The organism is Burkholderia sp. YIM B11467 (genome assembly GCF_052952715.1).
This window is the reverse complement of record NZ_JBQVSQ010000005.1, coordinates 252438-264281: the sequence shown is the minus strand read 5'-3', so window position 1 is coordinate 264281 and position 11844 is coordinate 252438. Positions and strand designations below refer to the sequence as shown.

The following is an 11844-nucleotide window of genomic DNA, read 5'->3' as shown; positions in this document are numbered from 1 at the left end:
CTTTGACGGGCAGGGCGTTGTCGTTGGTTTGATGGCGGGTGTCTTCGGCGTTTCCGCTCGTCCGCTCATCCGCAATATTCCATTCCGAAATGCACATCGCCGACACGCTGCGGTTGCCGCGCGTCGGCGATTCATCGATGGACGGCTTACGCACTCAGCGCATCGGCGCCGTCCCGCGCATGCGAACGCGCAGGCATCGTGTCGCTGACGATGCGTCCGTTGTCGAGCTTCAGCAGCCGGTCCGCGAGATCGAAATAACGATCGTCGTGCGTGATCACGATCACGGCCTTGCCGCGCGCGCGCAGTTCGGGCAGCAATTGCTCGTAGAACACGGCCTTGAACGACGGATCCTGGTCGGCCGCCCATTCGTCGAACAGGTAGAACGGCCGGTCTTCCAGATACGCGACGACGAGCGCGAGCCGCTTGCGCTGCCCGGTCGACAGCGCGCGGGTCGAGAACGCGCCGTCGACCACTTTCACCTTGTGGTCGAGCGCGAGCTTCGCGACGAGCGCGTTCGCGCGTGCATCGGCCTGCGCGCGGGCCGGATCGTCAGGGTCGACGATGCCGAGCAGCGCATCGAACAGGTGGAAATCGTTGAACACCGCGCTGAAGCGCTGCCGGTACGCGGCGCGCTCGCGCCAGCCGATCGGCCGGCCGTCGACCTCGATCGTGCCTTCCTCGGGCTCGTAGAGCCCCGTCAGCACCTTCGCGAGCGTCGTCTTGCCGCTGCCGTTGCCGCCGACGATGAACACGAGCTCGCCCGGCTTGATCGTCAGGTCGACCGGCCCGATGCTGAACATGCGTTCGTCGCGTTCGTGGAAATACGCGTGCGTGACGCCGCGCAGCGTGACGGCGCCGGCCGTCGGCACATCGGGCGCGTCGGCCGCGGGCGGCACCGTGCGCAGCGCGCCGAACTCGGCCATTACGCCTTCGATCCGCGTGAGCGACACACGCGCCGCGTTGACGGTCGGCAGGTTGTTCAGCAGGCCGTCGAGCGGCACCAGCATGAACAGGAACACGACGACGTAGCCGGCCGCCGCGCCCGCATCGGCATGCACGCCGAGCTGCGGCCAGAACGACGCGACGCCGAGGAACACGTAGAACAGGAAGATGATCCAGCCGACCCCGACCGCGTACGCGCTGAACGCACGACGGCGGTGGTCGCGCACTTCGCCGATCGCGGCGCCGAGCTGGCCGTCGACGAACTGGCGTGCGCGCGCATCGTGCAGCTTCAGTTCCTTCGCGCCGGAAAACAGCGAGCCGAGATAACCGAACAGGCGGTCCTGCGCCTTGCCTGCCGCCTCGAGCGACGCGATCGCGCGACGGTCGCCGGTGTGATAGCCGAGCGAGCCCGCGATGATCGCGGCCAGCGCGAGCACGCACACGGGCCACGACAGCCACGCGAGGTAGCCGAGGCAGCCGAACACGATCGAGCCGTGCATGACCAGGTTCGGCAGCGCGAAGAACAGCATCGACACGTTGGTTGCGTCGTCGGTCAGCACCGACTGTACGGGCGCCGCGCCGATCCGCTCGATGTCGCGCAGCTCGGCCGCGCCGACGCGCCGCGCGAGATGCACGCGTAGCCGCGCCATCGTGTCCTGCGACAGGCGGGCGAACAGCGTGCCCGACACGATCCGCGTGACGAGCGCGATCACCGCGCACAGCGCGAAGCGCCATGCCAGCGACGCATCGGCCGCGCCGGGTGTCGCGAGCGCGCGGTTCAGCGTCGCGACGAGCAGCACGCTCGCGACGCCGTTCAGCACGCACGCGGCGAGCGCAAGCGCGAGCGACGCGCGGCTTTCGCGCAACAGCGCGAGGATCAGGCGGGCCGCGGGGCGGGCGGGAGAGGCGTCGAGGGACGGCGGGGAAGAAGGCTCGTGGGCAGCAGTCATCGGCAACGTCGGTAGAGGGAAGGCAAGTGAATACGCGGAAACGGCAAAACGGAGGCGAAAGCGTCGGACGGGGCGGGCCTGGATCCGGCTTTCCTCCCTGATAGACGAACGGGCCGCGCAAATATTTAGCGGCGCCTGCAAAAAATGTGGCCACACGCACTTTGAGCGCAAAACGGTAAAAAATCGGCCGCGCCGTTCGTCACACCAGTGAAGCCGCCCCAAGCGGCCCCGAGACTTGGCCGTAGCGGCCGGACCGAAGGACTTCACGCACATGACGAGTTTCCCGACTGCGCTGCATCACCGAATCCGCGAACTGGCGCGCGTCGCGCCCGACGCACCCGCAATCGCGGCACCTTTCCAGAATGATTTGCGCCTGTCGCGCGGCGTGCTCGACGCACGTGCGTCGCGGCTGGCCCGGCAACTGCGCGCGGCCGGCGTTGGCGCCGAAGTGCGGGTCGGCGTCTGCGTCGAACGCTCGTGCGAGCTGTTCGTCGCGCTGCTGGCCGTGCTGAAGGCGGGCGGCGTGTTCGTGCCGCTCGATCCGCGCCATCCGGCCGCGCGCCTCGACTGGATCGTCCAGGATGCCGAATTGCGGCACGGCATCGTCGACGAAGCGGGCCGGGCGGCGCTCGGCGCGCCGTTCGAATACGCGTTCGACGCGGCAGCCGAAGCGGCGGGCGGGCAGGATCTCGTTGCCGACGACGAAGACGTGCCCGTACACCCGCGTGCGGCCGCATACATGATCTATACGTCGGGCTCGACCGGCACGCCGAAGGCGGTCGTCGTCGAGCACGGGCCGCTCGCCGCGCACTGCGACGCGCTCGCGGCCGCGCTGCCGATCGAGGCCGGCGACCGTCTGCTGCATTTCGCGTCGGTCAATTTCGACGCCGCCCATGAATGCTGGCTCGCGCCGCTCGCGGTCGGCGCCAGCATCACGATTGCACCGCCGCAGCCGTTCGCGCCGGACGCCGCGCATGCGCTGATGATGAGCGAGTCGGTCAACGTCGCCGCATTTCCGCCCGCATACCTGCGCGAATTCGCGGCCGTCGCCGCGCGCGAAGGCGTGCCGCCGGCATTGCGCGTGCTTGCCTTCGGCGGCGAAGCGCTGCCGCAACAGGCGTTCGAATTCGTGCGCCGCACGTTCCCGTCGGTACGCCTGATCAATGGTTACGGGCCGACCGAAGCTGTGATCTCGCCAATGCTGTGGCCGGTCGAGCCGGGCGAAACACCCGTGCTGGCCGCCAACGACGCGTATGCGTCGCTGCCGATCGGTCGCGTGATCGGCCCGCGCGTCGCGCGCATTGACGGCGGCGACGCCGGTGATACGGCCGAAGGGGGCGAGCTGCTGCTTGGCGGCATCTGCGTCGCACGTGGCTATCACGGCCGCCCGGCACTGACCGCCGAACGTTTCATTCCCGATCCGGACGGCGAGCCGGGTGCGCGTGTCTACCGCACGGGCGACCTTGCACGCATGCGCGACGACGGCGCATTCGACTACCTCGGCCGCCTCGACGACCAGGTCCAGGTGCGCGGCGTACGCGTGGAGCCTGCTGAAATCGCCGCGTGCCTGCGCTCGCATCCGGCCGTGGCCGACGCGGCCGTGGTCGCCGAAACCGGCAATGGGCCGACGCGGCTGATCGCGTGTGTTGCACTGCGTGCGGCGGCCGACGATGCGGCGCTGAAGGCGCACGTGGCCGCGCAACTGCCGGCGGCATGGCAACCGCACCGGTTCGTGCGCTGCGATGCGCTGCCGTATACGCTGAACGGCAAGATCGATCGTGCCACGCTGCGCGAGCGGATTGCCGCCGCGCGCGACACGACGCACGGTGCCGGCGACGCGCCGCGCACGCCGACCGAACAACAACTCGCCGACCTCTGGCAGACGCTGCTCGGCCTCGACGCGACGCCGTCGCGCGACGACCATTTCTTTGCGCTGGGCGCCGATTCACTCGCCGCGATGCAATTGCAGGCCGCGATCCGTGCCGCCTGGCGCGTGAACCTGCGGCTCGACACGCTGTTCGCCGATCCGGCGCTCGCCGAGCTGGCAGGAACGGTCGATCGAGCGGAACGCGAGACCGGCGAACCGCTGGCCGCCATTTCCGCGCGTCGCACGGCGATCGGTGCGGCTGCATCCGGCGCGCCGCATGTCGACCGTGCGGCGTCGCTCGCACAGCAACGTTTCTGGGTGCTTGCGCAAACGCGTGACGCGAGCGCCGCATATCACATCGCCGCGCACTGGACCATCGACGGCACGCTCGATCGCGACGCGCTGCAGCGCGCGCTCGATCACGTGATCGGACGGCACGAAGCGTGGCGCACGACGCTCGTCGACAACGACGACGGCGTCGTGATGCAGCGGATCCATGCGCATCTGCCGGTATCGATCGCCGCGATCGACCTGCGCGACCAGCCGCCGGCCGCGCGCGATGCGCAAGCCGCGCGTCTCGCCGAACGCGACGCGGCCGAACCGTTCGACCTCGCGCGCGGCCCGCTGCTGCGCGCGACGCTCGTGGCACTCGCCGACGACCGTCATCGCCTGCTGCTGACCGCGCATCACGCGATCACCGACGGCTGGAGCTCGCGCTGCGCGTTCGACGAACTGTCGGCCGCCTACCGCGCGTATGCCGAAGGCCATGAGCCGTCGTTGCCCGATCTGCCGATCCAGTACGCCGATTACGCGGACTGGCAGCGCGACATGCTGGCGGGCGGCGAGGGCGAGCGCCAGCTCGACTACTGGCGCGGCGCATTGCGCGACGTGCCGGGCCCGCTCGCGCTGCCGGTCGATCGGCAGCCGGGCGCCGCACGCACGCTGCATGGCGCGCGCGTATCGGTGCGCCTGCCCGACGCGGTCGCGGCCGACGTGCGGCAACTCGCGCGCGACGCGCAGGCCACCGTGTTCACGGTGCTGCTGGCCGCGCTCGACGCGTGGCTGTCGCGTCTGACCGGTGCAACGGATGTCGTCGTCGCGGTGCCGGTCGCGCATCGCCAGCGCCCGGAAACGCGTGCGCTGCTCGGTCTCTTCCTGAATACGGTCGCGCTGCGCGTGCGTGTGGCGCCGACGCTGCCGTTCCGCACGCTGGTCGACGCGGCGCGCACGGCGGCACTCGACGCGGTTGCGCACCAGGATGTGCCGTTCGAGCGTGTCGTCGATGCGGTGAAGCCGCCGGTCAAACGCGGCGACGAATGGCTGCGCGTGAAATTCGCGCAGCAATTCGACGCGCGGCACGACAGCGTGCTGCCGGGCGCAACGGCGGTTGCAACGCCGGGGCCCGATCTCGCCGCTCGTTTCGATTTCGCACTGGATTTCACCGACGACGTGAACGGGATCGAACTGGTCGCGGCCTATGCGACCGACTGCATCGACTCCGATACCGCGCGCGCCTGGCTCGACAGCTATGCGGCGCTCGTCGGCGCGGCCGCGCACGATCCGCTACGCACGACGGCCGCGCTGCCGTGCGACGCATCGGCTGACTCGCGCCAGCCGCGCGACGGCCGTGCGCTGAAGGTCGAGCATGCCGACATCGTCGCCGCGTTCGCGCGGCAGGCGGCCGCGTACCCGCATCGGGTCGCGCTTGCCGATGCGTCGGCGTCGCTGACGTTCGCCGAACTCGACGACGCGTCGAATCGCGTCGCACGCGCGCTGATCCAGCGTGGTGCCGCCGCCGAAGCGCCGGTCGTCGTCTGCATCGAACGATCGGCCCGCTTCGTCGTCGGCCTGCTCGGCGCGCTGAAGGCCGGTGCGCTCGCCGTGTTGCTCGATCCCGCGCAGCCGTCCGCACGACTCGCCGCGGCGGCAGCCGACTGCGGCGCGCGCTGGGCGCTCATCGCGGATACGGCCGCGTGGCCGGCCGGCATCGATGCGCAGCCGCTCGACGTCGACGCGCTCGCACAGGACGCGACGCTCGCCCATGCGGCCGGCGTGCGCGTCGCACCGCATCCGGAACAGGGCGCGTACCTGATCTATACGTCAGGGTCGACCGGCACGCCGAAGGGTGTCGTCGTGTCGCACGGCGCGCTGGCCGACTACGTGCAGGGGATGCTCGACGAACTCGCGTTCGCACCGGACGCGTCGTTCGCGATGGTGTCGACCGTGGCGGCCGACCTCGGCCATACGACGCTGTTCGGCGCGCTGTGCGCGGGCCGCACGCTGCACCTGCTGCCCGCCGCATGCGCATTCGATCCCGACCTGTTCGCTCACGAGATGCGCAGCCGCGACGTCGGCGTGCTGAAGATCGTGCCGAGCCACCTGCAGGCACTGCTCGACGCACGCGTGCCGGCCGACGTACTGCCGCGCCACGCGCTCGTGACGGGCGGCGAGACGCTCACGTGGGCGCTCGTCGCGCGCCTGGCCGCGCTCGCGCCGGCCTGCCGCGTGATCAACCATTACGGGCCGACCGAAGCGACGGTCGGCGCGATCGCGTGCGACACGGCGTCGATTGCCGCCGACGCGCGCGATCCCGCGAGCGGCGTGCCGCTCGGCCTGCCGCTGCCGAATGCGCGCGCGCTCGTGCTCGACGCGTTCGGCGCGTGCGTGCCGGCCGGCGCGACGGGCGAACTGTACCTGGGCGGGCCGGGCGTCGCGCGCGGCTACCTCGGCCGCCCGGCGCAGACCGCCGAACGCTTCGTGCCCGATCCGTTCACGCCCGGCGCGCGGCTGTATCGCACGGGCGACCGTGTGCGCCTGCGCGCGGACGGCCGGATCGCTTTCCTCGGCCGCATCGACGACCAGGTGAAGATTCGCGGCTACCGCGTCGAACCGGGCGAGGTGAGTGCGGCCGTGCGCGCGGCCGGCCCGGTCGCGCAGGCCGAAACGCTCGCGATCGAGCACGACGGCCGCCTGCGGCTCGCGGCGTTCGTCGTGATGCGCGATGGCACGGCATTCGACGAAGCCGCGATGCGCGCGGCGCTCGCCGCGAAGCTGCCCGACTATATGGTGCCCGCGCAGTTCGTCGCGCTCGCACGCCTGCCGGTGACCGCGAACGGCAAGATCGATCGCGCGGCGCTGCGCGAACTTGCGGCTGCGCCGGTCGCGAGCGTGTCCGGCGACGCGCCGCAGGGCGCGGTCGAAACGGTGCTCGCCGAAGTCTGGCAGGCGGTACTGAAAGCCCCGCAGGTCGGCCGCGACGACAACTTCTTCGAACTCGGCGGCGATTCGATCCTGGTGCTGCAGGTGATCGCCCGTGCACGCAAGCGCGGCGTGCGTTTCACGCCGAAGCAGCTGTTCGATGGTCCGACGGTCGCCGAACTCGCGCGCATCGCGAAGACCGAGGACGTGAGTGCTGCTGCACAGCCTGCAATCGCCACGGCGACCGCAGCGGCGGCGCCGGCGGCCGCGCCGATCCTGACGCCCGCGCAACAGCGCTTCTTTGCGCTCGACGTCCCGCATCGCGGCCACTGGAACCAGTCGGTCACGTTCGATGTACGCGGGCCGTTCGACGCGGATGCGTTCGCGCGGGCATTCGATGCGGTGCTGACGCATCACGATGCCTTCCGCCAGCGCTTCGCGCGCGGCGCGGACGGCACGTGGCACGCCAGCGATGCCGCGAAGCCTTACGACGCGCTACCGTTCGTCGACGTCGCCGCACGCGACGAAGCCGACGCGCTCGCGCGCTTCGACGCGTTGCAGCGCCGTCTGGACCTCGGCCGCGGGCCGCTCGCCTGCGCGTGCGCGGCACGGCTGCCGGACGGTTCGACGCAGCTCTATCTCGCGATTCACCATGCGATCGTCGACGGCGTATCGTGGCGCATCCTGCTCGACGACCTGGACACGGCCTACCGCGCCGCGTGCGATCGCACGCCGGTCCGGCTGTCGCAGCCGGGCCTGCGCGCGGACGCATGGGCCGCACGGCTCGCACGCGCCGCGACGGAACCGGCATCGCCGTTCGCAGCCGAGGCCGCGTACTGGGCCGGCATGGCACAGGGTGACGACCTCGTGCCCGATCATCCCGACGCCGCGGCGACGAATGCCGATGCGGCCGTCGTCGTGCAGACGATCGACGCGGCATTGACTCGCGCGGCGCTGACCGACGCGCACGCGGCCTACCGCACGCAGACGATTGAACTGCTGGGCGCGGCGCTCGCGCTGACGCTGGCCGGCGCACGCGGCGCCGCATCGTGCCGTGTCGAACTGGAAGGACACGGCCGCGAGGCGCTGTTCGACGACGCGGATGCCAGCCGCACGATCGGCTGGCTGACGAGCCATTACCCGGTGACGCTGCCGGTCGCGGCAACGGCGCGCGACACGCTGTGCGCGGTCAAGGACACGCTGCGCGCGGTGCCGCACAAGGGGCTCGGCTTCGGCGTGCTCGCGCACTACGGCGACGCGGCGACGCGCGCGGCGCTGGCCGCCGTGCCGCGCCCGCGCGTCACGTTCAACTACCTGGGCCAGTTCGACGCGCCGCGCGACGCGACGCTCGTGCCGCGCTTCGGCGGCACCGGCGTCGAGCGCGATCCGCAGGGGCCGCTCGGCAATACGCTCGCGATCCACGCATACCTCGATACGGACCGCGACGGCGCACGCACGCTGAAAGTGCACTGGGTCTATGGCGCGCCGCAGTTCGAACGCGCGACGATCGACGCGTTCGCCGAACGCTTCGCGACCGCGCTGCGGGAACTCGTCGAAGCGTGCGCGTCGCGGGTCGCGCATCGCGGCGGTGGCGCGACGCCGGGCGATTTTCCGCTCGCGCAGGCCGCCGGCCTCACGCAGGCCGCGATCGAACGCACGCCGCTCGACTGGCGCGCGATCGACGACGTGTATCCGCTGTCGCCGATGCAGCAGGGCATCCTGTTCCACGCGCTGTTCGCGCCCGGTCACGCGAGCTATGTGAACCAGCTCGTCGCGACCGCGACCGCGCTCGACGCAGACCGGCTCGCGGCCGCGTTCGACGCATCCGTCGCGCGCCACGACATCCTGCGCACGAGCGTGATGCCGGACGAAGCCGCGCCGCTGCAGTGCGTGCATCGCCATGCGCGGATGCCGGTCGAACAGCTCGACTGGCGTGCGCGCGGCGCGACGCTCGACGCCGATTTCGACGCCTGGCTCGCGGCTGACCGCGCGCGCGGTTTCGACTGGCGCGAGCCGCCGTTGATGCGGCTCACGCTGATCCGCGTGACGGACGACGCATGGCGCGTCGTGTGGACGCGTCACCACGTGCTGCTCGACGGCTGGAGCACCGCGCGCCTGCTCGCGGACGTGCTGCGCGATTATCGCGACCCGGATGCCGTGTCGCCGTTCGCCAGCCGCCCGGCGCTGCGTTATCGCGACTTCATCGCGTGGCTCGGCACGCGCGACCGCGCTGCCGACGAGCGCTTCTGGACCGAACGCCTCGCACGGCTCGACGCGCCGACGCTGATCGCGGAACGCGCGGCCGATCGCGCGGACGCCGAAATGGTCACGTGGCGCGCGACGCTCGACGCGGAAACGATGACGCGCGTCGCGCAGACGGCGCGCGCACTGAAGCTGACCGTCAACACGCTGGTGCAGGGCGCCTGGGCGCTCGCGCTGCAGCGGATGACGCACCAGCCGGCCGTCGCATTCGGCGCGACGGTCGCGGGCCGCCCCGATGCGCTCGCGGATGTCGACACGGTGCTTGGTCTCTTCATCAACACGCTGCCGGTAATCACGGCGCCCGCGCCGCAGCAGCGCGCGGCCGACTGGCTGCAGGCCTTGCAGCGCGACAACGCGGCCGCCGCCGAGCATGCGCACACGCCGCTCGCCGACATCCAGCGCTGGGCGCGCGGCGCCGGCGGTGCGCTGTTCGACACGCTGGTCGTGTTCGAGAACTACCCGGTCGACGACACGGCGCGTGACGCCGATCCGCGCGCACTCGTGTTGAGTGGCGTGCGCAGCATTGAAGCCACCGATTTCGCGCTGACGCTCGTGATCGAAAGCGGCGCCGAGCTGACGATCGACTACGGCTACGACACCGCGCGCGTCGATGCGCGGCAGGTGGAGACATGGCACCGCGCGTTCGCCTGCGCGCTCGACGCTCTGGCCCGCACGCCGGACGCGCTGCTCGGCACGCTGTCGATCGCCGACGACGCGACGCGTGCCTCACTGGCACTGGCGCAGGACACCGCGCGTGCATGGCCGGATGCGCAACGACAGCCGCTGCACCTGCAGTTCGCCGCTGCGGCACAGGCGATGCCGGACGCGATCGCGCTCGAATACGCGGATGTTCACGGCGGCGTGCATCGCGCGACCTATCGCGAACTCGACGCCGGCACGTCGCGCATCGCGGCCGCGCTGCGCCGGCGCGGCGTGCGGCCCGACACGCCGGTCGCACTGTGCGTCGAGCGTTCGTTCGACATGGTCATGGCGCTCGTCGGCGTGCTGAAGGCCGGCGCGGCGTACCTGCCGGTCGATCCCGACTATCCGGCCGAGCGCATTGCGTACCTGCTGCGCGACGCGCGGCCGGCCGTCGCGATCACGCAGGCCCACCTGCGCGAGCAGGTCGAGGCCGCGCTGGGCGACGGTGCCGCGACGCAGTTGCTGACGGCGGCGGACCTGCTGGCCGATGAAGCGGCCGATGCATCCGCCGACACGACCGCCGAGGTCGACGACGCGCAGCTCGCCTACCTGATCTACACGTCGGGCTCGACCGGCAAGCCGAAGGGCGCCGGCAACACGCACGGCGCGCTCGCGAACCGGATTGCGTGGATGCAGCACGCATACCGGCTGACGCGCGACGACGTCGTGCTGCACAAGACGCCGTTCGGCTTCGACGTATCGGTATGGGAATTCGTGTGGCCGCTGGCGATCGGCGCGAAGCTCGCGATCGCCGCGCCCGGCGATCATCGCGATCCGGCACGCCTGGCGGGCGCGATCCATGCGCACGGCGTGACGGTGCTGCATTTCGTGCCGTCGATGCTCGCCGCGTTCGCCGCGTATCTCGACGATTTCTCGGCCGCCGCGCAATGCGACAGCGTGCGCCTGATCGTCGCGAGCGGCGAGGCGCTCGCGCCCGAACTCGTCGCGAAGCTGGCACGGCTGCTGCCGAACGCGACGCTCGTGAACCTGTACGGGCCGACCGAGGCCGCGATCGACGTGTCGCACTGGACCTGCGGCCCCGACGACGCGAACGCGGTCGCGGTGCCGATCGGCCATCCGATCGCGAACCTGCAGCTGCACGTGCTCGATGCCGCATGGCAACCGGTGCCGGCCGGCGCGACCGGCGAGCTGTACCTCGCGGGCGCGGGCCTGGCGCGCGGATATCTCGGCCGTCCGGCGCTGACCGCCGATCGCTTCGTGCCCGATCCGTTCGTGCCGGGCGCGCGCATGTACCGCACCGGCGACCTCGCGCGGCGCCGCGCCGACGGCGCGCTCGACTACCTCGGCCGCGTCGACACGCAGGTGAAGCTGCGCGGCCAGCGGATCGAGCCGGGCGAGATCGAGGCGTTGCTGCGCGCGGCGCCGGGTGTGAACGATGCGGTCGTGATCGTGCGCGACGAGCAACTGATCGGTTATGTCGCACGCGGCGACGCGGGCCCGCTCGACCGCGCGGCGCTGCTCGACGCGTTGCGCGCGCAACTGCCGGCCTACATGGTGCCGTCGCAGCTGATCGAAATCGATGCGCTGCCCGTCACGCCGAACGGCAAGTGCGACCGCCATGCGTTGCCGGCGCCGGTGCGCGAAGTGGCCGAAGCCGTCGAGCTCGCGACCGACACCGAACGCGCGCTCGCGGCGATCTGGCAACGCGTGCTGCACGTGGACGCGATCGGCCGTGACGGCGATTTCTTCCTGCTCGGCGGCCATTCGCTGCTCGCGACGCAGGCCCACGCGCAGGCAAACCTGCACTGGGGGCTCGCGCTGCCGCTGCGCACGCTGTTCGACACGCGCACGCTCGCGCGCTGCGCGGAAGCCATCGACGCGGCCTGCGCGGCGCGCGGCGCGACCGATGCGGCGAGCGCGATCGACGCGCTGCTCGGCGAACTGGAAACCCAATAAGGACGA

General features: G+C 71.3%; 2 protein-coding genes. One reads left to right on the top strand and one right to left on the bottom strand.

What is annotated here, in order from left to right:
- Window positions 1-146: 146 nt before the first annotated feature.
- A complete protein-coding gene (locus tag ACTRWB_RS19365; protein WP_193098324.1) occupies window positions 147-1892 on the bottom strand; it encodes a cyclic peptide export ABC transporter in 1746 nt (581 codons plus the stop codon).
- A gap of 271 nt (window positions 1893-2163) precedes the next feature.
- Between ACTRWB_RS19365 and ACTRWB_RS19360 the strand changes: the two genes are divergently transcribed.
- Window positions 2164-11838: an amino acid adenylation domain-containing protein gene (locus tag ACTRWB_RS19360; RefSeq protein ID WP_446902925.1), complete on the top strand. Its 9675-nt coding sequence runs from the start codon at window positions 2164-2166 to the stop codon at window positions 11836-11838.
- Window positions 11839-11844: the final 6 nt, after the last annotated feature.

Excerpts from the sequence above, each read along its gene's own strand:
- ACTRWB_RS19365 (WP_193098324.1), bottom strand. The coding sequence starts at position 1,892 with ATGACTGCTGCCCACGAGCCTTCTTCCCCGCCGTCCCTCGACGCCTCT.
- ACTRWB_RS19360 (WP_446902925.1), top strand. The coding sequence starts at position 2,164 with ATGACGAGTTTCCCGACTGCGCTGCATCACCGAATCCGCGAACTGGCG.